At 47.6% G+C, this 22,552-nt stretch carries 20 protein-coding genes and 1 other RNA gene; 7 read left to right on the top strand and 14 right to left on the bottom strand.

Annotated features, from left to right (window positions below; all coding sequences use genetic code 11):
* Nucleotides 1-56: 56 nt before the first annotated feature.
* Nucleotides 57-722 carry a hypothetical protein gene (locus tag Q4Q49_RS03550; RefSeq protein WP_311890182.1) on the bottom strand — a complete coding sequence of 222 codons (666 nt, stop codon included), beginning with the start codon at nucleotides 720-722 and terminating at the stop codon, nucleotides 57-59.
* Nucleotides 723-1,460: 738 nt separating this feature from the next.
* On the opposite strand from Q4Q49_RS03550, the gene Q4Q49_RS03545 reads away from it, so the two are divergent.
* On the top strand, nucleotides 1,461-1,778 hold the full coding sequence (locus Q4Q49_RS03545; protein ID WP_311998654.1) for a hypothetical protein: 318 nt from the start codon (nucleotides 1,461-1,463) through the stop codon (nucleotides 1,776-1,778).
* A gap of 258 nt (nucleotides 1,779-2,036) precedes the next feature.
* Here the strand turns inward: Q4Q49_RS03545 and gcvP are convergent, their stop codons facing one another.
* The 6 genes from gcvP to Q4Q49_RS03515 all read right to left on the bottom strand — a co-directional run bounded on the left by gcvP (nucleotide 2,037) and on the right by Q4Q49_RS03515 (nucleotide 10,074).
* Complete coding sequence (gene gcvP, locus Q4Q49_RS03540) at nucleotides 2,037-4,925, bottom strand: aminomethyl-transferring glycine dehydrogenase (protein ID WP_311998653.1); 2,889 nt, start codon at nucleotides 4,923-4,925, stop codon at nucleotides 2,037-2,039.
* Nucleotides 4,926-5,047: 122 nt separating this feature from the next.
* Nucleotides 5,048-5,437 carry a glycine cleavage system protein GcvH gene (gene gcvH, locus Q4Q49_RS03535; RefSeq protein ID WP_006080188.1) on the bottom strand — a complete coding sequence of 130 codons (390 nt, stop codon included), beginning with the start codon at nucleotides 5,435-5,437 and terminating at the stop codon, nucleotides 5,048-5,050.
* A gap of 25 nt (nucleotides 5,438-5,462) precedes the next feature.
* Nucleotides 5,463-6,557 carry a glycine cleavage system aminomethyltransferase GcvT gene (gcvT, locus tag Q4Q49_RS03530; RefSeq protein ID WP_012090200.1) on the bottom strand — a complete coding sequence of 365 codons (1,095 nt, stop codon included), beginning with the start codon at nucleotides 6,555-6,557 and terminating at the stop codon, nucleotides 5,463-5,465.
* A gap of 254 nt (nucleotides 6,558-6,811) precedes the next feature.
* Entirely contained in the window at nucleotides 6,812-8,035 is a 1,224-nt protein-coding gene (locus tag Q4Q49_RS03525; protein WP_311998652.1) for an FAD-dependent monooxygenase, read from the bottom strand.
* A gap of 44 nt (nucleotides 8,036-8,079) precedes the next feature.
* Nucleotides 8,080-9,306 (bottom strand): 2-octaprenyl-6-methoxyphenyl hydroxylase, encoded by a 1,227-nt coding sequence (ubiH, locus tag Q4Q49_RS03520; protein ID WP_311998651.1) that lies wholly within the window; start codon nucleotides 9,304-9,306, stop codon nucleotides 8,080-8,082.
* A gap of 192 nt (nucleotides 9,307-9,498) precedes the next feature.
* Nucleotides 9,499-10,074, bottom strand: coding sequence for a UPF0149 family protein (locus tag Q4Q49_RS03515; RefSeq protein WP_006080183.1), 576 nt, complete (start codon nucleotides 10,072-10,074; stop codon nucleotides 9,499-9,501).
* A gap of 235 nt (nucleotides 10,075-10,309) precedes the next feature.
* Between Q4Q49_RS03515 and Q4Q49_RS03510 the strand changes: the two genes are divergently transcribed.
* The 3 genes from Q4Q49_RS03510 (at nucleotide 10,310) to Q4Q49_RS03500 (ending at nucleotide 11,626) form a co-directional block, all read left to right on the top strand.
* A complete protein-coding gene (locus tag Q4Q49_RS03510; RefSeq protein WP_006080182.1) occupies nucleotides 10,310-10,612 on the top strand; it encodes a cell division protein ZapA in 303 nt (100 codons plus the stop codon).
* A gap of 117 nt (nucleotides 10,613-10,729) precedes the next feature.
* A non-coding RNA gene (ssrS, locus tag Q4Q49_RS03505) (6S RNA) lies at nucleotides 10,730-10,910 on the top strand.
* A gap of 8 nt (nucleotides 10,911-10,918) precedes the next feature.
* On the top strand, nucleotides 10,919-11,626 hold the full coding sequence (locus Q4Q49_RS03500; protein WP_311998650.1) for a 5-formyltetrahydrofolate cyclo-ligase: 708 nt from the start codon (nucleotides 10,919-10,921) through the stop codon (nucleotides 11,624-11,626).
* Nucleotides 11,627-11,656: 30 nt separating this feature from the next.
* Here the strand turns inward: Q4Q49_RS03500 and folM are convergent, their stop codons facing one another.
* On the bottom strand, nucleotides 11,657-12,403 hold the full coding sequence (gene folM / locus Q4Q49_RS03495; protein WP_311998649.1) for a dihydromonapterin reductase: 747 nt from the start codon (nucleotides 12,401-12,403) through the stop codon (nucleotides 11,657-11,659).
* 271 nt (nucleotides 12,404-12,674) lie between these two features.
* Here folM and Q4Q49_RS03490 point away from each other — a divergent pair, with 271 nt between their 5' ends.
* Nucleotides 12,675-13,073: a DUF393 domain-containing protein gene (locus Q4Q49_RS03490; RefSeq protein WP_311998648.1), complete on the top strand. Its 399-nt coding sequence runs from the start codon at nucleotides 12,675-12,677 to the stop codon at nucleotides 13,071-13,073.
* Between the two features lie 103 nt (nucleotides 13,074-13,176).
* Here Q4Q49_RS03490 and mdh read toward each other — a convergent pair whose 3' ends face one another.
* Nucleotides 13,177-14,112 (bottom strand): malate dehydrogenase, encoded by a 936-nt coding sequence (gene mdh / locus Q4Q49_RS03485; RefSeq protein WP_011845758.1) that lies wholly within the window; start codon nucleotides 14,110-14,112, stop codon nucleotides 13,177-13,179.
* 294 nt (nucleotides 14,113-14,406) lie between these two features.
* On the opposite strand from mdh, the gene argR reads away from it, so the two are divergent.
* Nucleotides 14,407-14,877 carry a transcriptional regulator ArgR gene (gene argR, locus Q4Q49_RS03480; protein WP_006080175.1) on the top strand — a complete coding sequence of 157 codons (471 nt, stop codon included), beginning with the start codon at nucleotides 14,407-14,409 and terminating at the stop codon, nucleotides 14,875-14,877.
* Nucleotides 14,878-15,017: 140 nt separating this feature from the next.
* Here the strand turns inward: argR and Q4Q49_RS03475 are convergent, their stop codons facing one another.
* Entirely contained in the window at nucleotides 15,018-15,650 is a 633-nt protein-coding gene (locus Q4Q49_RS03475; protein ID WP_259577904.1) for an NAD(P)-dependent oxidoreductase, read from the bottom strand.
* 106 nt (nucleotides 15,651-15,756) lie between these two features.
* Between Q4Q49_RS03475 and Q4Q49_RS03470 the strand changes: the two genes are divergently transcribed.
* A complete protein-coding gene (locus tag Q4Q49_RS03470; RefSeq protein ID WP_006080171.1) occupies nucleotides 15,757-16,659 on the top strand; it encodes a LysR family transcriptional regulator in 903 nt (300 codons plus the stop codon).
* Between the two features lie 72 nt (nucleotides 16,660-16,731).
* Here Q4Q49_RS03470 and Q4Q49_RS03465 read toward each other — a convergent pair whose 3' ends face one another.
* The 4 genes from Q4Q49_RS03465 to Q4Q49_RS03450 all read right to left on the bottom strand — a co-directional run bounded on the left by Q4Q49_RS03465 (nucleotide 16,732) and on the right by Q4Q49_RS03450 (nucleotide 22,493).
* Nucleotides 16,732-17,667 carry a Dyp-type peroxidase gene (locus Q4Q49_RS03465; RefSeq protein ID WP_106651633.1) on the bottom strand — a complete coding sequence of 312 codons (936 nt, stop codon included), beginning with the start codon at nucleotides 17,665-17,667 and terminating at the stop codon, nucleotides 16,732-16,734.
* Between the two features lie 243 nt (nucleotides 17,668-17,910).
* A complete protein-coding gene (gene ggt / locus Q4Q49_RS03460) occupies nucleotides 17,911-19,635 on the bottom strand; it encodes a gamma-glutamyltransferase (protein WP_311998647.1) in 1,725 nt (574 codons plus the stop codon).
* Between the two features lie 177 nt (nucleotides 19,636-19,812).
* Nucleotides 19,813-20,862 carry an ABC transporter ATP-binding protein gene (locus Q4Q49_RS03455; protein WP_311998646.1) on the bottom strand — a complete coding sequence of 350 codons (1,050 nt, stop codon included), beginning with the start codon at nucleotides 20,860-20,862 and terminating at the stop codon, nucleotides 19,813-19,815.
* Nucleotides 20,862-22,493 (bottom strand): iron ABC transporter permease, encoded by a 1,632-nt coding sequence (locus Q4Q49_RS03450; RefSeq protein ID WP_311998645.1) that lies wholly within the window; start codon nucleotides 22,491-22,493, stop codon nucleotides 20,862-20,864. The genes Q4Q49_RS03455 and Q4Q49_RS03450 overlap by 1 nt, the downstream gene beginning before the upstream one ends.
* Nucleotides 22,494-22,552: the final 59 nt, after the last annotated feature.

The raw sequence follows: 22,552 nt of genomic DNA, 5'->3' as shown, positions 1-22,552 counted from the left end.
AATTATTTAACCTACAGAAGATCAAACAATAGAAAAAGCCATAAAATTTTGAAATTTTATGAAGGATTAGAACGATAATCAAAACTCCACAATATCTTTTCATCAGGATTAATAAGCATATCCAACTCTGTCAATCTTTCACTTACACGCTTTAAAATACGATATGTCCTGAAGTCTCTACCTACTATCGCTGCGACCATCACAAAAATTACCATGATAAATAGACCTGTAGTGGACTCTGCCCCTCCACCTATAACAAAGTAAGGAAAACCAATCAACATGCCTGCTATCATTAAAAAAATTGCTGCAATGAACGAATAAGTGAATAGCAATTTATCTATCCAGTTAACATCAACCAAAATCTTCGTATTTTCAGGTTTAAGGAAAGGCGATACTCTTTTAAGTTCAAAATTACTTGCAACTCCCAGAATATAAATATCCATTAAAACTTTGGCTTTCTCTGGAGCCACTCTAATACCTGATGCTAATCTAAAAACTTCATATTCTCTTAATGAGTTTAAATACTTACTAATCGTAGAATCAACTTCAACATGCTCCTTTAGAGAATTTAGTCTTTTAAAATATCTTTTAATGAGCACATCTTCATAAAAATCAATTAGACCTCTCACTATCTTGATTGCGACACCTATCAGTGCAGCAGTTAAGAAAATACCAAAAGTAATTGCATTTTCTTTCGCGATCTCAGGGATTACAATATCCATATATCCTCTAAACATTTAATATTGACACTTGATAAATACCATAAATCCAATCACAAAAACAGATACATTACATTTATCATTCAACTGATAAAAACTGGACAGGCATAACTCTTCACTCAATGGTTACACCAAATACAGCATTGTTGCACCAGTGACCTTCTAAAACATGGATGTTTCAGTATAGCCTTCAGAGCGATTTTATTTAAACATAAGCACGGCGTGTCACTGGTGTAACTTATATAAAAGAATGCAAAAGCCTGCGGCAGGCAATTGGGAAGTACAGTTGCCAGAAGCTACAAAATAGGCCATTCGCACGACTAAACTCGTCAGAGATAATACACATAAAACATAAATGCGGACTTTTACTTGCTTTAAAATTGAGCAAAAATAATCTTCGTCTAATAATAATATATTTAGAATATCCGACATATTTGTCGATCTATTGAGATCTGGCGAATTAAAACTCAAACCCACCCAATAAGCCATTTTCTTTGTTTTAAATCAAATAGCTACATTTAAACTGACGATAGAATCCCGTACCGTTTATTATGGAGTCTTTTGTTTTGTATCGAATTAGGATCTTAGTTGTTGGGATTGCTCTCGCACTTGCTGTTTCAGGATGTACTACCAGTCGCAACTTTTATACTGGCGAGGAGGACCTTGCTTACAACGAAGAATTCAGTATCTTCAATACGATTATGCTCCCGGTAGTTGTATTAGGAGTAGTTGCAATCGCTTATGATGCATCGCAAGGTGGTTCAAACTACTCTGTCGCTTCTCAAAGCAGGTCAAATTACTCGGACGTTTCATGCAAGGGGTATTATTGCGACTATGATACTGCGTGGGATTTTCTCCCTGGCAGTGGAGAGTATCGCTGCAGAGACACAAGGAATGGGCAATTCGTTCAAAGCAATTTTTGTTCTAACCAAGCACAACAAGACAATTGGTATTAATTCGCTTCTTCTAAATAGCTCAATAAGCGAAAAACAGGGCAGATATAACTCTTCACTCAATGGTTACACCAAATACAGCATTGTTGCACCAGTGACCTTCTAAAACATGGATGTTTTAGTAGAGCTTACAGGGATGTATTTACAGCGAGTCACTGGTGTAACAGTGCGAGAGCCTGCGGCAAGCAATTAGCAGCACAGTGCTATCAGCAACTTAAAAGTTAATTAGCACCTTATGACAATTCGCAACAAGATTTTAGGTAATAAAAAAGCGACCGAAAGGTCGCTTTTTAACGTTCATAATTGCGTCGTAGCCGAAGCTAACTCTTAGCAAGGGCTTGCTGTCGCAAGCCCAAACCAGCAATTACTCGTAGTCTGATAATGGTGCACACGAACACATTAGGTTACGGTCGCCGTAAACGTCATCAATACGATTCACAGTTGGCCAGAACTTGTTAGTACGTACTGCTGCACTTGGGAACACGGCCACTTCGCGGCTGTATGGACGCGTATCAAACTCTGGGTCCATGATATCAGCCATAGTGTGCGGTGCGTTGTGCAGCGGGTTGTTGTCCACTGGCCATTCACCTGATTCCACTTTGGCGATTTCAGCGCGGATTGACACCATAGCGTCGATGAAACGATCGAGTTCCACCTTAGACTCAGATTCCGTCGGCTCAATCATCAGGGTTCCCGCAACAGGGAAGCTCATGGTTGGCGCGTGGAAACCATAGTCATTCAAACGCTTAGCGATATCCATTTCGGTCACGCCAGAGGCTTCTTTCAGTGGGCGTAGGTCGATAATACATTCGTGCGCCACGCGATCGTTACGGCCACGGAACAATACTGGGTAGTGTTCAGACAGCTTCTTCATCACGTAGTTAGCGTTTAACAGCGCAGTTTGGGTCGACTTTTTCAGGCCCTTTGAACCAAGCAGCTTAATGTACATCCAGCTGATCGGCAGAATGCCCGCGCTACCATAAGGTGCAGCAGATACAGCGCCGTTGTGATCACTTTCACGGCCCGGTTTAACCACAACGTGACCCGCAACAAATGGGGCTAAGTGCGATTTCACGCCGATTGGGCCCATACCTGGGCCACCGCCGCCGTGTGGAATAGCGAAGGTTTTGTGTAGGTTAAGGTGTGATACGTCGGCACCAATAAAACCAGGAGACGTTAAGCCGACCTGCGCGTTCATGTTGGCGCCGTCTAAGTACACTTGACCGCCGTGCTGATGCACTATGTCGCAGATTTCACGGATAGATTCTTCATACACACCGTGGGTCGATGGGTAAGTGATCATGATGCAAGACAGGTTTTCAGCCACTTCGGCGGCTTTGGTCTTCAGATCATCTAAATCGACGTTACCTTGCTTGTCACACGCCGTCACCACCACTTGCATACCGGCTAATTGCGCCGATGCAGGGTTAGTACCGTGGGCAGATTGCGGGATCAAACAGATGTTTCTGTGCGCATCGCCACGTGACTCATGGTATTTCTTGATGGCTAACAAGCCAGCGTATTCACCTTGAGCGCCAGAGTTAGGTTGGATACACACAGCGTCGTAGCCTGTGATGTTCACTAACCAAGTCGACAACTCTTCAATTAACTGGGTGTAGCCTTTGGCTTGATCCAGTGGGCTGAATGGGTGCATGTTGGCAAATTCAGGCCAGCTCACAGGGAGCATTTCAACCGCTGCGTTTAACTTCATGGTGCATGAGCCCAGTGAAATCATCGAGTAGTTAAGTGCTAAGTCTTTGCTTTCGAGACGTTTGATATAACGCATCATCTCGGTTTCGCTTTGATAGCGATTGAAGGTTGGGTGGCTTAAAATCGCATCTTGACGCACGAGTGCAGCAGGAATCGATTGGCTACCTTGGCTCACGATTTGCGCGTCTAACGCGGCAACATCTAAACCATGGCCAGCGCCTAAGATCACATCAAACAGCGCGTCGATATCTGTGCGCAATGTGGTTTCGTCTAAGCTCACGCCCACAGTGCCGTCGGCATCGAAACGTAGGTTCATTTCAGCAGCCAGTGCACGTGCATTAACAGCAGCAACATCTAAGCCTTTGATGCTGATGGTATCAAACCAAGTGCTGTTGACTAAGCTCACGCCCTTCGCTTGCAAACCTGCCGCTAAAATATCGGCAAAACGGTTAATGCGTGATGCGATAGTTTTCAGGCCATCTGGGCCGTGGAATACGGCGTAGAAAGACGCCATGTTCGCTAATAAAATTTGTGCAGTACAAATGTTTGAGTTGGCTTTTTCGCGGCGAATATGTTGCTCGCGAGTTTGCATCGCCATACGCAGAGCGCGGTTACCACGGGCGTCTTTTGACACACCAATGATACGGCCAGGCATAGAACGTTTGTGCTCGTCACGGGCAACGAAGAAAGCCGCGTGTGGACCACCAAAGCCCATTGGTACGCCGAAACGCTGTGCACTACCAAATACCACATCGGCGCCCATAGAGCCCGGTGATTTCAGTAATACCAAAGACATAATGTCGGCTGCCACAGTCACAATCACATTCTTCGCACGCAGGGTTGCGAATAATTCGGTGAAGTCAGTGATTTGACCGAAACGGTTAGTATATTGGAACAAAGCACCAAACAGCTCGTAGTTAACGGCTTCGCTTGCAGGACCAACCACCACTTCAAAACCAAAACACTCAGCGCGGGTTTTCACTACGTCTAAGGTTTGCGGGAACACATCATCGGCAACGAAGAAGATATTGGCTTTTTTCGCTTTAGAAACACGCTTTGCCAGCGCCATCGCTTCGGCAGCAGCGGTTGCTTCATCTAGTAAAGAAGCAGAAGCCAAATCTAAACCCGTTAAGTCCATCGACACTTGTTGGAAGTTTAGAATGGCTTCTAAACGGCCTTGGGCGATTTCTGGCTGATATGGCGTGTAAGCCGTGTACCAACCTGGGTTTTCAAATACGTTACGCAGGATCACGTTTGGCACTTGTGTGCCGTAGTAACCCATACCTATGTAGCTCTTAAATACTTGGTTTTGGTCCGCTAAACCACGAATGTAGGCAATGCCTTCGGCTTCGCCGCAGGAATCACCAATGCTCAGGTCTTGGCTTAAACGGATCGACTCAGGCACAATTTGCGCGGTCAGATCGTCCAGTGACTCAGCACCAACAAAATTCAGCATAGCTTGCTGTTGGTTGCTATCTGGGCCGATATGACGACGTAAGAATAAATCGTGCTGTTCTAACTGAGTAAGGGTTTGCTTGGTCATGATAAACCTTGTTCCAGATTTGCCGAAATTCAGAACTGTAGGGTACTGATTAACGGGCTGTTGTTATGTCAATCTTGCGCTAAAACAAACGAAGCCCCTTAGGGCTTCGTTAGCGTCGACGATTAATCTTCGTCGATTACAGCTTGGTAGCCTTCGGCATCCAGCAGGGCGTCGACTTCTGATTCGTCAGAAGGCATTACGCGGAAGAACCAGCCTTCGCCGTAAGCGCTGCTGTTAACGAGTTCTGGAGAATCTTCCAGCGCTTCGTTCACGGCAATCACTTCGCCAGAAATAGGGGCATAAATATCAGACGCCGCTTTTACTGATTCAGCTACAGCACAGTCTTCACCCGCAGTTACAGTGTCGCCAACTTCTGGGAGTTCAACGAAAACCATGTCACCCAACAGCTCTTGGGCGTGCTCAGTGATACCTACTGTGTAGCTGCCGTCTTCTTCCTTGCGGATCCATTCGTGTGAAGAGGCGTATTTCAGTTCTGTCGGAATATTGCTCATTGTTCTTGTTCCTTGTTCCGTTTTTTTAAAATGCTTGTTTACCGTTGCGCACAAAGTTTGGCGCTACTACTCTAACAGCCACACGTTTTTTACGCATTTCGACTTCCGCCGTATCCCCAATCGAGTTAGGAACACGCGCCATCGCAATAGAATAGCCCAATGTTGGCGAGAAAGTACCGCTGGTAATCACGCCTTGGTGCTCAACACCGGCTGAGTCGGTGAAAAATACTGGCATATCATGGCGTAACACGCCCTTTTCTTCCATCACTAGACCAACAAGTTTGTCGGTTCCGGCATCGCGAAGTGTTTCGAGGGCTTTACGGCCGATAAAGTCACGGTCGCTTGGTTCCCATGCGATGGTCCAGCCCATGTTGGCGGCCAATGGGTTGATGGTTTCGTCCATGTCTAAGCCGTAGAGATTCATACCGGCTTCGAGGCGCAGTGTGTCACGGGCACCGAGACCACAAGGTTTAACACCTTGATCTAACAATGCTTGCCACATAGCTTGGGCTTCGTCTTCTGGGACGATAATTTCGTAGCCCGCTTCGCCAGTGTAACCCGTAGTCGCAATAAACAGAGAACCGGCTTGCTTACCGAAGAAAGGTTTCATGCCTTCGATGGCGGCGTTTTGATCGCTACTGAACACGGCAGCGGCTTTCGCTTTTGCGTTAGGACCTTGAACGGCGATCATCGCCAGCTCAGGACGTTCAGTCACAGTGACATCAAAACCTTGGGATTGCTTGGCGATCCAAGCGAGATCTTTTTCGCGGGTCGCTGAGTTCACTACCACGCGGTAGTTAGTGTCAGTGAGGTAGTAAGTGATGAGGTCGTCGATGACGCCAGCATTTTCGTCTAACATGCCGCCGTATAAGGCTTTACCTGGAACTTTAAGCTTAGCCACATCGTTTGCCAGCAACTTACGCAGAAATGCACAAGCGTCGTTACCAATCACATCAACCACAGTCATGTGGGAAACGTCGAACATACCCGCGTCTTGACGCACGGCATTGTGTTCTTCGATTTGTGAACCATAGTTGAGAGGCATGTCCCAACCGTGGAAGTCGACCATCTTAGCGTTTGATTCTAAGTGCTTGTTAAACAGAATAGTTTTGTTAGCCATTGTTATCCCTTTTTTGCGGCCTTTTTCAGGTCTCTGCCTAGTGTAGGGTGTAGATACTAGGGTCTAAAATGCGGCGAAATTATACCTTGCGTCACAAATTTGTATACAGGAGATTTTTCTAATCCGAAGTCAGTGTCATTAGATTTTCTCATCTTTAACATGTAATTTTTTTACATGCGAAGACCAGATTTGCGCAGCTTGCAGTCAATATGCTGATATTAGCGGCAATTCTGATCACATTAGCGCAACCTAGGCTAACGACATAACTTAGGCAGCGCCGACTTATTGCCCATGGCCTGTTGTATGAACACTGTTTTCAGCCCAGCGACATTATCAACCAGATTTAAGCCCAGATCGCGGATCGCTTTTTTCAGCGGATTCGTCCCTTCGAATAAGCGCTTAAAGCCTTCCATCGCCGCAATCATCTCCATCGCATCGGCTTTACGCCAACGTTCCAGTGCGCGCAGCTGAGCATAATCGCCGATATCTTTACCCGCTTGCTGTAATTCGCTGATGACTTCGATGATGCTGGCCGCATCTAAAAAGCCGAGGTTCACCCCTTGGCCCGCCAGCGGATGGATAGTGTGGGCGGCGTCGCCTGCCAACACTAAACGGTGGCGGGCAAAATGGCGGGCGTAGCGCATCCGTAATGGGAAAGCTTGGCGCTCGCTTTCCAGCTGGCAAATCCCCAAACGACCGTCGAAAGCCGCGGTTAAGTTGCGCTCGAATTGCACTTTGTCCATCGCTAATAATTCATTGGCGCGCTCAGGCGGCACCGACCAAACGATGGAGCAGAGATTGTCTTCATACAAAGGTAAAAATGCTAACGGGCCGTCCTTTAAAAACACTTGGCGGGCGGTGGCAAGGTGCGGCATTTCGGTGCGGATCGTCGCGACGATTGCGTGGTGGCCGTAATCCCAAAAGGTCAGCGGGATCTTGCACTGCTCGCGCACCCAAGAGTTAGCGCCATCGGCGGCTATCACAAGTGCGGCACTGACACTTTCTATTTCAGAATCGACGCCATTGGCGAGGGTCAGCCAAGCTTCGCGCTCGCCAAAGGCAATGCGTTCTAAGCGTTGGTTTTCAATATGAGTGATATTGTCAAACTCAGCGACGCGTTTCGCCAGCGCAAAGCTAATGGCATCGTTTTCGATAATCGCGCCGAGACTGGTTTCGCTGATGCTGTTGGCGTCAAAGGCAATTTTGCCGAAACCGTCTTTATCCCACACCGCCATTTTTTGATAAGGCGTGGCGCGGGAAGTGTCTAAATAAGTCCATGCACCTAAGTTTTCTAACAAGCGCTGACTCGCCTTATTGATGGCGCTCACCCGTAAACGCGGCTCGCCGACAACGGCATCCGTGTGGCCCGCATCGATAACGACGACATTAAGATTGGCCTGTGCCAATCCAATCGCGGTGGCGAGTCCCACCATGCCGCCACCCACAATGGCGATGTCATAGGCTTGTGAACTTAACATGGGTACATCCTTTTCGCGTTGCGATACCAGTAATGAAAAGCGGGTTATTTCCAGCCCATCGCCTTTTGAGCAACGGGGGTTTTAAGTGGCGGAAACCAAGATAATAAGCGCAAGCCTAAGTTACGACCCAGCGCCATCGGCCAGTATTGGTTTGAAAAGCCACGGACTAAAAATTCGATGTTGCGGATAGTGCTGTTTCTGTCGTGCTCGCGGGCATTAAGATAAGCATGGGTCACGGCGGCGGAGCCGATATCATCACCCTGATCTAGCGCCGTTTTGAGCACATCAAGCAAGCTCACTACATCCCGCAGGCCTAAGTTAAATCCTTGCCCCGCAATTGGATGCAGCGTCTGCGCGGCATTACCGATAAACACACATCTGTGATGGATTGGCCTTGGCATATACGACAAATTAAGCGGATACGCATGACGCGCGCTGACATCGATAAACGTGCCTGCTCGATAACCAAAGGCCTGCTGCAGCGCCGCTAAAAATTCCGCTTTAGGCGCGGTTTGCATCTGTTTAGCCCGTGCATCATCGAGCGCCCACACCAGTGATAAGCGAGGTTGACCTTGGCTATCGGCCATAGGCAATAACGCTAAGGGACCCGTTTGGGTAAAACGCTCATAGGCCAAATGTTGATGCGGCTTGTCGGTTTGAATATTGGCAATAATCGCAGTTTGCTCAAAAGCCACTTGGGTCACGGGCAAAGCAAAACTGCTGCGCACTTTGGATTGCAGACCATCGGCGGCGACCACGAGTTTGGCTTTAAGGCGCTCGCCCGTGTCGAGCACTAAGGTGTGGCCTTCAACGGCGGGTTCCACTTGGGCAAGCTTGGCGGGGCAAAAGAGTTTGACCTCGCTCTTATTCAACTCGTTAAACAACACTTGGCCGACACGCTCAAGCTCGACCACTTGGCCTAAGGCATCTAAATGAAACTGCGCGGCATTGAGCTCTGTCATGCCAAAGTGGCCGCGATCCGATACATGGATATTTTCAATCGCCGTGCCTAAATGGGCGAGCTTTGGCCAGAGGCCTAAACGGGATAATTCGAAAATTGAGCCGTGGGCGATAGCGATGGAGCGAGCATCGAATCCGGGGTGTTGTTTATCGGGAAGGTGCGCCTCGATTAAGGCAATGGAAAGCGGCCGAGCTGCAGATAAAGAAAGACGCGCGAGAGCCAACGCGAGAGTCGCCCCCGCCATCGCACCGCCTACAATCGCGATGTCGACGTATTGAACTGAAGTATCCATGTGATTTGTGGCCGTCATGGGGATCTCATTCAAGCTTTGGCATGGCACTAAAGCATGTAAACATAAGAGATGTAAACATCAGTGCTATGCACTCAAAAACACCAGTGCTATGGATTCAAAGGCAGGTTTGCCCGCCTTTGATATCAAATGAAGCCACTACTGCGTTAAATTATTAAGCATTAAATCTAAGCGCTAAACAATCGCGGTAAATTAATGCACCACCGCAGTATCGTCAGTCTCGCCAAGCGGGATCTCAGGGCCAAACTCCGAGTAACACATAATGGCGGCAATGCGCACAAACTCGAGTAGTTCAGTGTAAGCAGCTTCGGATTCTTCATCGTCGGCAACATCAAATTCCACTTGAGCAATTTCTGCCAAGTCTTTGATCACTTCACGCACTTCTGCCGAGGCTTGATTCAATTTCGGCTGAATAATTGCCATGCCAGTCAAAAAGCTTTGGGTCCAAAGGGACAAGGCTTCAACACGTTGGCTGAGCGGCTCTTCTTCTTCGGGCAACAGCGGCATGAAACCAAATTCAAAATCCACTAAACGCGCGACAGAATCATTAAACAAATCACACACTAATTGGTGCAACTGCGCTGGCAAAGGTTGACCATCGTTCATCAAGTCAAATAAAGGCTTGATCCAAGTGTCGCCAGTTTGCGCTACACCACCGCAAATTAAACCGACTAAAGCACCGTGAACTTCTACCGGATGTTGGCCGATTTCAGCCGCATCTAAGGCGAGTTTTAAGCTGTCGATACGTAACGAAGGAGGGGTTGCCATGTCAGATCCCAATAAGATTTTTCCAGCAGCAATGCTAGCAGAGATAAAGACTTGAACCAATACTGAATCCCAATAATGGCGAAATCGGCCACACCCTGATAAAAAATTATCCAACTGCTCACACAAACAGCAAACAAAACCGCCAAAGACCAATCCATTTGCGGCTTACCTTGCACTTTTAATATCAGCCCTATATAGTCCGCCCTAAGAGGCTAACGAAAGGATCACCCGCGACATGAGTAACAGTGCTGTTGAAATTACCCTACTTGGGCGCACCTACTCTATCGCTTGCCCGAAAGGTCAAGAGGATGCCTTACGTACGGTAGCGTTGGGAGTTGAACAACAACTCACAGCGTTAAAAACCCGAACCAATAGCCTAAGCCGCGAAGAAATTGCCATTATGGCGGCGCTGAATATTGGACACGAGTTGTTCCAAGAAAAGCAAAAAAATAAGCATTACATGCAACAGATGGACGACAGGATCAGCTTGCTGCAGTCGACCCTCGAAAATGCCTTAGTTGAGCGTTCAACTAAATAGATTTAAACTGTGCGCCTTGGTGATTTAACACCATTTGAGTTAAACCGACTGACGCACAGTGAATGGCTAAACTGGATTATCTACATAAACCAATGTTTTAGCGATTCAATACCGTTTTGCTCCCTGGGATGCATGCCAACTGGTAATGTCCCTGTGCCGATAATTTTTATCTCAGGGTGAATGCTTTACTGACATTGTGCATGCTCGGCTTGTACCGAGAAGCCTTAGGAGGTAATCATTTACCCGCCTTGAACCTACGGTTCAAGGGCTACACCGGTAGCGGCATTCTGGGGAGCATCTTAATTTATGTCTACATCCTCCAAACTTTCTCATTTGAATACCCAAAGCGACACGGCGCACCTTGCCTTAGAGGTTGCTACTGTTGGTGAAATGACTGATGTCACAAGCCATGCGGCAGATATCGCCATTCATACGCAAGAAAACCGCAATCAGTTACGCAAAACCATTCGCACCGCACGCAAATCCCTTTCAGAAACCGAGCAAACCCAAGCAAGCTTAAGCGCCAGCCAACGCATGCTGGATAAACTGCAAGCCAACAAAGCGCAACATGTGGCGCTTTATCTCACCCACGATGGCGAACTCGCCACGCCGCCGCTGATCGCTGCGCTGTGGCAATTGGGCATTCATACCTATCTGCCAAGGTTGCATCCCTTCAATGCTGGGCAACTGTTATTCCTGCATTACAGTGCTGACACGCCGATGCAGGCGAATCAATTCGACATCTTAGAACCTAAGTTAGATGTGCGCGCCATTATCCCAGTAACTGAGCTAGATGTGGTTATCACACCCTTAGTGGCGTTTGATTTAATGGGGAATCGCATGGGCATGGGCGGCGGCTATTACGATAGGACGCTGGCGAACTGGCAGCTCAAAGGTAAACCTTTGCCTATGGGTTATGCCCACGACTGCCAGCAAGTAACGAGTTTACCTTGCGAACATTGGGATGTGCCTTTGCCATTCATCATCACCCCAAGTCGCGTACTGACGTTCTAAGCCACTGGCTGTTTTCGAAAAATCAAATGACTATTTTAACTGCCGGCCGCCGTCGACATTATGGCAACGACCTGTGACGTAACGGCTATTAAGCAGGTAGTCCACGAGTTCGATAATCTCCGCATTCCCCGCCTCTTTCGGCAACAGCGCTTTGGCTAAGGTTTTTTGCTGATAGGCGGCGTCATCACCCGTATTAAAGAGGATCATCGCCGGTGCAATCGAATTCACTTTCACCTCGGGCGCAAATTTGGCGGCAAAGGATAGCGTCATATTGTGCAGCGCGGCTTTACTGGCGGCATAGGCTATGTGCTTCTGACTGCCCTTCTCTGCCACGTAATCGGTAATATGAATCACATCACTGCCGCCGATTTCATCGCCAGCAGCGGCACGTAGCTGCGCCTCTAAGGCTAAGTTCAACTGATAGGGCACGCTCACATGCACTTGCATCATCCGCTGCAGCACTTGGCTCGGTGTAAAAGTGGTACTCTTTAAAGGCTCATTCTTTGTAAGAACAGGATCAGGTAGCCAGTCCGAAGCATTGTGAATAATGGAGCGAATTTGAGGCAGTTGAGTTAACTCATCAATTAAGGCTTGCACTTGGGCATCGTCATAAAAATCGCAGGGATACAGAGTCGCACCTAAAGCGTTCAGCTCATCAATGCTATCGTAATGACTGCGATAAGTACCAATCACCTGCTGACCTTGGGCGATAAAGTGTTTGGCTAAGGCGTAACCTATGCGTTTACCCACGCCTGTGATTATGATGGGAGATGTCATACCTATCCTTTTGAGTCCGTTATTTGTCAGGCTTTACCTTGTTCACTTAAAGTTAAGCTGATGAATAACCTAGATGTTACTGTACTCATTTGAATTTAACCTAACAAAAAGCCAAATGAGGCGCGGATCCAATTTAAAATCAGCGTTGATTTAAAATCAGCTGCGATCTAAAACCCTTTAATCTGCGTATAGGTTATAAGAAACCAAGCTTAAGTGCACAAGCCAAGAGCTTAGAGCAAGTATTGTGATCAAGTCATCAGAGGTGGACCCGATGGAACTGCGGATTTTTTATGATGGTAACTGCCCATTATGTAGCGCCGAAATGCGTCAACTGAAAGCGCGCGATCCAAACAACTTGATTGCGCTTGAAGATTTAAATGCATCCGACTTTAGTGAACGTTTCAGCCATATCGATAAAGACTACGCCAATACTATTCTTCACGGTGAAACCGCAAAGGGCGAAGTGTTACTCGGGTTAGATGTCACCTGTAAAGCGTGGGCACTGACAGGGACGCGCGCTTGGATCCAACTGTTACGCCTGCCCGTGATTAAAACTGTGGCCGATTGGTGCTATCTCAGATTCGCAAAACACAGATATCGCATCTCCTATCTACTAACGGGCAAAGCCTGCTGCGACAATAACTGCCAAATTCCCACCAGGCGCCGCTGATCGATTAAGTTAAATTGAGCAAGTGTAAAACTGAGGCATAAAAAAACGGAGCTCAATGGCTCCGTTTTTAATTCGTCATAATCTAAATAGATTATCTGAAAGATTATTTAACGAAATCAACGCCTAGTTTGATATCGCCTTTCAGCGTATCTAACATAGAATCACGAGCGTTAGCTTCGAATGCACTCACTTCACCGTAAGGCAGTACTTTTTCAATACCGTTTTTGCCTAACAGCACAGGTTGTGCGAAGAATTCTGCATGCTCGCTGCCGCCGTCAACATAGGCGCATTCAACGATGTTAGCTTCGCCTTGCAGACCACGAACCAAAGACAGACCGAAACGGCAAGCCGCTTGACCCATAGACAGAGTCGCGCTTCCGCCACCGGCTTTAGCTTCAACCACTTCTGTACCCGCGTTTTGGATGCGAGTAGTCAGACTTGCCACTTCTTCGTCAGTGAAAGTCACGCCTTCAACTTGAGACAGTAATGGCAGAATGGTCACGCCGCTGTGGCCGCCGATCACATTGACTTTAACGTCAGCAACGTTCAGGCCTTTTAATTCGGCGATGAAAGTTTCAGAACGGATCACGTCTAATGTCGTGATACCGAACAGACGGTTCTTATCGTAAACACCCGCTTTTTTCATCACTTCTGCAGCGATAGCGACAGTAGTGTTGACTGGGTTAGTGATAATGCCAACCAAAGCCGTAGGGCAAGTTGCCGCTACTTTTTCGATCAGGTTGCGAACGATACCGGCATTGATATTGAACAGATCTGAACGATCCATACCAGGCTTACGCGCAACACCAGCAGAAATTAGAACAACGTCAGCACCCACTAGGGCAGGCGTTGGATCTTCACCAGCAAAACCTTTGATTTCAACAGCAGTAGGGATGTGGCTCAAGTCAACCGCAACACCCGGAGTAACCGGTGCGATATCATATAGAGACAAATGTGAACCCGCAGGCAGTTGAGTTTTTAACAGTAGGGCAAGAGCCTGGCCGATACCACCAGCAGCACCAAGTACAGCAACTTTCATAGTTATCTCCGTTATTTCTCGGATATGTGTGACATGGATCTAATTTACGTTGGCGTCACATTACTGGAATGTCACAACAATTTCAATTATCCCTTAGTCGTGGGACAAAAGAATTCCGGAATAAGTTAGAAGCAATGTAGAACAATTACTCAAATTGTTATTTTTACGCCCCCAGCAAACGCTTAACCACAGGGAGTTAGTGAATTTTTATTCAACCAATCTGGTTATTTGTTGACAATTTTTCTAAAAATATTCAAAATGGGCCTGTTTTTTTGAATAACGAATAATAATATTATGCAAACGACCAAGAATCAGGATGACCTTGTTAGAATTTTTAAGTCGATTTTAAAAGAAGAGCGCTTTGGCTCTCAAAGTGAAATCGTCACCGCCTTGCAAGCTGAAGGCTTTGGTAATATTAACCAATCAAAAGTATCACGCATGCTCAGCAAGTTCGGCGCAGTGCGGACTCGCAACGCTAAGCAAGAGATGGTGTATTGCTTGCCGGCCGAATTAGGCGTACCAACCGCGGGTAGCCCGCTGAAGAATTTGGTACTCGATGTCGATCATAACCAAGCGATGATCGTCGTGCGAACTAGTCCTGGTGCCGCGCAGCTGATTGCCCGTTTATTGGATTCTATCGGTAAACCAGAAGGCATTTTGGGCACAATTGCTGGTGATGACACTATCTTTATTTGTCCATCGAGCATCCAAGATATCGCCGATACCTTAGAAACCATCAAATCTTTATTCAATTACGCAGAATAAAAAAACAGGTCAGCTTGCTGACCTGTTCTATTTCATCTGTACGCATTTCTGTCCAATCTTGCGCTGATTATTTGGCCATTGTCCCGATTACGTTACACATTTAAGCCAATCTCTCGCTCACCGATGTTTATACGCTAAGGTCAGTAAGCCACACTGATGCGCTGATTTACGTGAGTGCCCTGTTCAGCTTCATCTAACATGGCTTTAGCGTAATCAGTAACAGAAATACGACTGCGACCATTAGCATCGGTAAAGAAGCTGTCGCCACCAAGGCGATATGGACCTTCACTCTCGCCAGGATAAATCTCAGCGGCTGGGCTCACAAAGGTCCAATTGATTGCAGTTTGCGCCGCACGAAATACCTGCAAAGCTTCACCCTGAGCTAACGCCTCATCTTTATATGCAGCGGGGAAATCTGGGCTAGAAACCAGAGTCACACCCGGTGCCACTTCTAAGCTCCCTGCGCCACCAACCCACAATAAACGTGGCACCTTAGCGTTAGGCAGCACATCCAGTAAATGCTGAACCGTACTCGCCACTAGGCCATGATTTTGTTGTGCGCGGCCACCAACAGAGGCAATGACAACATCTACGCCAGCAAAGGTTTGCGCAACTAATGGCTGCTCTAAATCCACAGCATGCACAGCCACATCAGTAGCGGATAACTTACTCGGATCACGCACTAGCGCTGTTACTTGGTGCCCACGGCTCAATGCTTCTTTTAAAATTGCACCACCAATCCAACCTGTTGCACCTAAAATTGCGATTTTCATTTCGTTAACTCTCTCTGATGATTTACATTGAAGCCAGTTTACTTGCAGTGTTTCCCGTGATAAACATCAATAAATGAGCATGATTGTTTCAGTTTGAGGTACTAATATGGATAAAATTGCCGCAATACGCAGTTTCGTCGAAGTGGCAAACTGTGGCAGCTTTACCAAAGCTGCCGAGCATTTAGACCTCAGCCGCCTGCAGGTGTCCCGCCATATTCAAGAAGTGGAGCAGTGGTTGAGTTTGCGCTTACTACACCGTACCACCCGCAGCGTCAGCCTGACCTTGCAAGGCGAAGAAGCGCTGCAATTTTGCCAGCGGATCTTAAGTGAAGTCGCCGCCATGGAAAGCCGCGCCCACAGCCATAACAGTGAACTGGTGGGCAGTATTCGTATCGCCACACCGATTGGCCTTGGACAGCACAGCCTGTTTGATGTTGTCGACCGCTTTATTAAAATTCACCCTAAGGTCAGCATTCAGCTGGTAATGTCGGACAGTTTTGCCCAATTGGTGGATGAGCGAGTCGATGTGGCACTGCGCTATACCGAGCAGCCCGATGAGAATTTGATTGCCCGCCGCTTAATGACCATAGATGCCGTGATCTGCGCTGCGCCGAGCTACCTTGATAGCAACACACCACTTGTCGAGCCCATAGATCTACTGGCTCACAACTGCCTGATACACTCGGCGCAACAAAATTGGCCTTTCCTGAAAGAGCTGCAAGCCGAGCACGTAAAAGTCACCGGCAATCTTAAAGCTAACGACATGGGCGTATTGGTGAGTGCGGCGCTGCGGGGACATGGCATAGTGCGTTTGCCCTGCGACTTAGCAAATCAATACCTTGCCAGCGGCCAGCTTAAAGAAGTGTTACCCGACTTTACGACGCCAGGCCAAACCCTGTGGGCTGTGTACTTGTCCCGCAGTTATCAGCAAAATCTGGTGCGCGCCTTTATCGATTTCACTGCCCAGCAATGGCAACTCGATATCAAAAAATGGCTCCCAGCGCATTAGCATAAAAAACGCACTTAGGCGTTAGCGTAAGTGCGTGTTAATTGATGCTGAATCTGCGCAGATCTCGAAAGCTTATTCGTCGAATTGCAGCATAAAATCCAATGCGGGGGCAAAGAAGGATGAGCCTGTCATCGCCTTGGTAAAATGCATCAAATGATCATGGTTACCTTCGCCATCACCAAACATCATGCTGTGCAGCATCTTTTCAAAATGCTCCGGCGTGCGGCAGTTAGAAATAAACATCAATCCTTGCTCTTTTAGTGAACCATAGGGCATGCTCTGGCGCAGGATTTCCATCGACTGACCATTCGCATCTTTAAGATTCACCCGCTTGATATGGCTGGTCAGAGGCTTGTCTTCTGACTCATACTCGATATTATCTTGCTTAGTGCGACCGATAATATCTTCTTGTTTTTTAACCGGTAATCGATGCCACTTACTCAAGTTATGGGCATACTTTTGCACGTGAATATAACTGCCGCCCTTAAACTCTGGATCTTCATCGCCAACCAGAGCGACTTCCTGACGGTGACGCCCCTTAGGGTTTTCGGTGCCATCGACAAAGCCGGTTAAATCGCGGCTATCCATAAATCGAAAGCCACGTTCTTCATCGACTAGTTCCACTAAGTCTTCAAACATTTGGCTGATTTCATTAGCGACTAAATGCAGAATATCGTAACGGTCGCAGCGGATATGCACGAACAAATCATATTCAATTGCCGGCGCTTCGCGGCTGCCGACTTGCATAGCAGGAAAAGGCTTGAGCATTTCAGGGCGAGCATTGGGGTAGAGGCTATCCCAATAATTAGCGCCAATCCCCACAAAACCATTGAATGCACTGTCAGAGTATTGATCTGTCAGCTCATAAATATACTGCGCAACGTTGGCAAGACAGGGACGTAATTGCGACTCGACATTGTCATTGGCATTAAACATCAAATAGACACTGTGTAAGTTCCCCTCGGCACACACACCCAACTGTTCACGCGGCATATTTTGAATATCCATTTGGTTATCACCCTTTTTCTAAATTCATTTTCGGCAATATTATCCGCAACTTTACCTGAAAATGACATTAACTAACGCACAGTTTGTTCTGGTTTATCATGATAATGCTCATTAGGTAGCAATATCACGCCCAAGATCCCTAATGTAAAAATGACGAGACTGGAAAGTCTCGTCATTCAGTTTAATCGAATTAGAGCAGCAAAGCTTACTCTACCTCAAGCTTACCTTAGCGTGACGCTGAAGTTAATAACCGGCGGCATGACCATCTTTACGGCTCTCAGAAGCGCCACGATACACGCCCGTTTCAGCATTAAATCCAATAGCTTGATAGCCGCCAAAATCCCCAAGTCCATCACGCAGCACATGACCTTTCTTGATAAGCTCACGGCGTGTTTCCACAGGGAAGCCCGATTCCAGACTGACATAGCCGCCATCATTCATCACTTCGCCGGTGGGCTCGGTTGAACCCATATGCAAAATTCTGGGGGCATCGCCCGCTTCTTGCAAGTTCATTTTAAAATCAATCAGGTTCATTAGAATCTGTGCATGCATTTGTGGTTGAGTCGCGCCGCCCATCACCCCAAAGCTGAGCCAAGGTTTACCGTCTTTGGTCACAAAAGCGGGAATGATGGTATGAAATGGACGCTTGCCCGGTGCGTAGGTATTAAAACGCCCTTCCGTTAAATCAAACATTTGCCCACGGTCTTGCAGCACAAAACCGAGATCCGGCGGCGTCATCCCCGAACCCATACCACGGTAGTTACTTTGAATGAGTGACACCATGTTGCCGTCTTTATCGGCTGTGGTCAGGTACACAGTATCGCCATGTTGCAACGCAGGATTACCCGCATCGACACTCTTGGCCGCTTTATTGGGATCGATTAACTTAGCGCGATCATAATTGTATTGCTGCGAAATCAACTCGTTAACCGGCACTTTATTAAAGGCCATGTCGGCATAAAACTTAGCCCTGTCGGCAAAGGCGAGTTTTTTCGCTTCGACAAATAAATGCACATATTCAGGGCTATTAAAGCCCATGGCGGCAATATTAAAGGGCTCGATGGTTTTTAGGATTTGCAGCGCCGCAATACCTTGACCATTGGGCGGCAGTTCCCATACATCGTAACCACGGTAGTTCACCGAAACCGGCTCTATCCAGTCGCTAGTATGGCTGGCTAAGTCATCATAACTTAAATAACCACCTTGGGATTTCATGTACTTATCGATACTTTTGGCGATATCGCCTTTATAGAAAGCATCGCGGCCACCTTTGGCAACTTTCTCATAGGTATTAGCAAGCGCTGGGTTTTTAAAGATTTCGCCCACCGCTGGCATCTTGCCATTAGGCATATAAGTTTCTTTAAAACCGGGGAATTTTGCGAGTTTTTTACCGCTACCCTCAAGATAATAAGCAATCAATTCGGAGACAGGAAAACCATCACGGGCATAGTGGATTGCGGGCGCGAGATTATCGGCCATAGCTAATTTGCCGAACTTATTATGCAGTTCATACCAACCATCCACCGCGCCGGGCACAGAAACAGGCAAAGGCCCAAGCGGTGGCAAATAGTCTAAGCCGAGGGATTTAAGCTTTTCTAAACTTAAGGATTTTGGACTGCGACCCGAAGCGTTAAGGCCATAGAGGCGTTGATCTTTCGCGCTCCAGACGATGGCAAACAAGTCACCACCGACACCCGAACCCGTTGGTTCGACTAACCCTAGCATGGCATTGGCGGCAATGGCCGCATCAACCGCGCTGCCGCCCTGCTTGAGTATATCAATAGCGACTTGGGTGGCGAGTGGTTGACTGGTCGCCGCCATTCCATGGGTGGCATACACTTCAGAGCGCGTTGCAAAGGCTTTACCCGTGATCCTATCCATAGCCATCACTCCTGAAGACGACATCGCCGTCGCCACTGTCACTGTCACTGTCACTAAGGTACAAATTGATTTTATTGTTTTTATCATAATTTCTCCCACTCTGGAGAAATTAAGGTAACAAGGATGGTCTAAAATATCACCAACCAATACCGCATAGACCCAAGTTAAACGTAAGCAAAAATGTCATACTTTAGTTGGTGATAGCTTATCGCCATGGCATTAATGCCTGACAGCTTAGATTGGCTCTGCACAATATCAATATGCCTAAGATTCAAATAGTACCAGCGAGTGCGGCTCTGTCGTAACCCCGACTTTTTGGCCGATAGTGAGCTGCATCATTTGGCTTCGCACTTCGACATAATATGCATGGGAGGCGGCTTCAATCTTGACCCAGTAATGACAAAAAGCGCCTAAAAAACGCCGCTCTGTGATCGTGCCCACACCTTGCTCATCGGCACTGAGCGTCAATTGCTGCGGGCGCAAAAATACCGTACCGCTGAACTCGCTCGGCAACCCTAATGGCGTGAGGCTGGTTAAATGGCCGATAGGAGTGGCAACTCTGTGTCCATCGAGCACTGCGGCGGGTAAGTAATTACCGCTACCTAAAAAGTCCGCCACATAACGACTATTGGGCGCGGCGTATAAGGCTTCAGCACTACCATGCTGCACTATAATGCCTTGATTAAAAATCGCCAAAGTATCTGCAAATACAAAGGCTTCATCCTTACTGTGGGTGACAAACACCGCGCTCACATTACGCTGTTTCAAAATGCTGCGAATTTCCGCCATCATCTCGTAACGCACTTGGGCATCGATATTAGAAAAAGGCTCATCGAGCAGTAATAACTGCGGCTCATAGGCAAGTGCCCGCGCAATCGAGACGCGCTGCTGCTGACCGCCAGATAACTCATGGGGATAACGCTGAGCTAAGCCTTCGAGTTTGACTAAGGTTAGCATGTCATCCAAACGTGCCTGGCGCTCGGCGGCCGACAATTTAGCCACGCCAAAGAGGATATTCTCCGCCACAGTTAAATGAGGAAAAAGCGCATAGTCTTGGAAAATCATGCCGATACCACGCTGTTCGCTGGGCACAAACTGACTGTTGCCACTTACAACGCGGCCATTGATCTGGATTTCACCTTGGCTAATCGCCTGCAATCCCGCCACGGCTCGTAATAAGGTCGTCTTGCCACAACCGCTGGGGCCTAACAGAGCAAGAATCTCTCCTTGTTCTAGGGTCAAACTCAACCCCTTTAAAACTTGCTGGCCCTGATAATCGCTATGAACTTGCATGAGTTTGAGCGTGTTTGTCATCAGCTGTGTAGCTCCAATGAACGGTTTAAATAAATCAGCGGTACTAAGCCCACCAGCACAATCACAATCGCGGCTAAGGCGCCGTGCTCGAGTTTTTCATCGGACACAAACTGGAAAACATAGGTTGCAAGGTTTTCAAAGCCGATAGGTCGCAGTAATAATGCTGCGGGCAGTTCCTTCATGCTTTCGATAAACACCAATAACGCGCCCGCAAACAATCCCTTACCAAGTAGAGGTAAATGCACTCTTTGCAGCAACTGCCGTGGACCTTGGCCCATAGTCAGGCTCACCATGTCCAGCGATGGCGAAATGCGTTTATAGCTGCTTTCAACGCTGCCGATAGCAATTGCCACAAAACGTACGCAAAAGGCAAAAATCAACGCTACTACGCTGCCCGTCAAAATAAGTCCTGGACCGTCTAAACCAAGTAGATCCGCCAGATCGTTAATCGCAAAATCGAGCATAGTGAGCGGCACTAATACGCCGATAGCGAGCACAGTGCCGGGCAAGGCATAACCCGTCGAGGCTAAACGTGAGGGCAAGGCATCACTGGATCTTGGGCTTATGCGACGCACAAACATGAGTAGCAAAGCGATTAAGCAACAGATGAAGCTAGTGATTAGCGCAAGGCTGAGACTGTTAAGGCTTAACTGCCAAAAGCTCTCATCCCAGCTTTGTTCAAAGTAACCAATGGCATAGGACAATAGAATCCCAAAGGGCAACAAAAAGGCTAATAGCAGCAGAGTGGCACAAAAGCTCAGTGCAACTGCGGTTTGCGCTGCCGAGAGTCGATACAAATCACTGGCTTGAATGCGCGATTGTTTTTGGAATAACTGCTGTTTACGGCGGGCGAAACGCTCAAATCCAATCAAGCTAAACACCACCAGCAAAATAATCGCTGACAACTTAGCGGCGGCAGTCAGATTGCCATAGCCCAACCAAGTGTCGTACACGGCAGTGGTTAAGGTTGGCACGGCAAAATAGTTAACCGTCGCAAAATCGGCGGCCGTTTCCATCGCCACCAAAGCCACCCCAACCGCGAGAGCCGGCCTTGCCATAGGCAAAGATAAACGCCAAAAACTCTGCCACGGCGAACAGCCCATAATGCGTGAAGCATGGGCCAAACTTAAGGATTGCTCCATAAACGCGGTACGCGCCAAGAGATAAATATAGGGGAATAACACCAGCGACAACATGCACGCCGCGCCGCCTAAGGTGCGAATATCGGGGAAGAAATAATCCTGCGGTGAGCTCCAGCCAAATATCGATCTCAAACTGCGCTGCACTGGCCCCGCATAATCAAGCAAATCGGTATACACGTAGGCAACAATGTACCCCGGCATAGCGAGGGGCAATAACAGCGCCCATTGCAAATAACGCCTGCCGACAAATTCACAGCGAGCCATCAACCAAGCACAGGGTAACGCGAGTAATAACGCGCCCAAACTCACCCAAAAGATCAACAATAAACTGTTGATGATATAAGTCGGCAGGACAGTTGCCATCAAGTGGCCAAACACGGCTTCGTCAGGCTGCAAAGCCTGCAATATCAGCGCAACCAGTGGCAGCACCAGCAGGGTGGCCACCGCATAACCAGCAAGCGACCAGCTTCTGGCTAATCCTAAAATCATGTCAATCCTTAAAAAGTTACAGCGCCAATCAATGGCGCTGATAACCTAATTCTGCAATT

The sequence above is a fragment of the Shewanella sp. SP1S1-7 genome (assembly GCF_031932105.1).
Taxonomy (GTDB): domain Bacteria; phylum Pseudomonadota; class Gammaproteobacteria; order Enterobacterales; family Shewanellaceae; genus Shewanella; species Shewanella baltica.
This window is presented reverse-complemented; position numbering and strand designations above follow the sequence as displayed.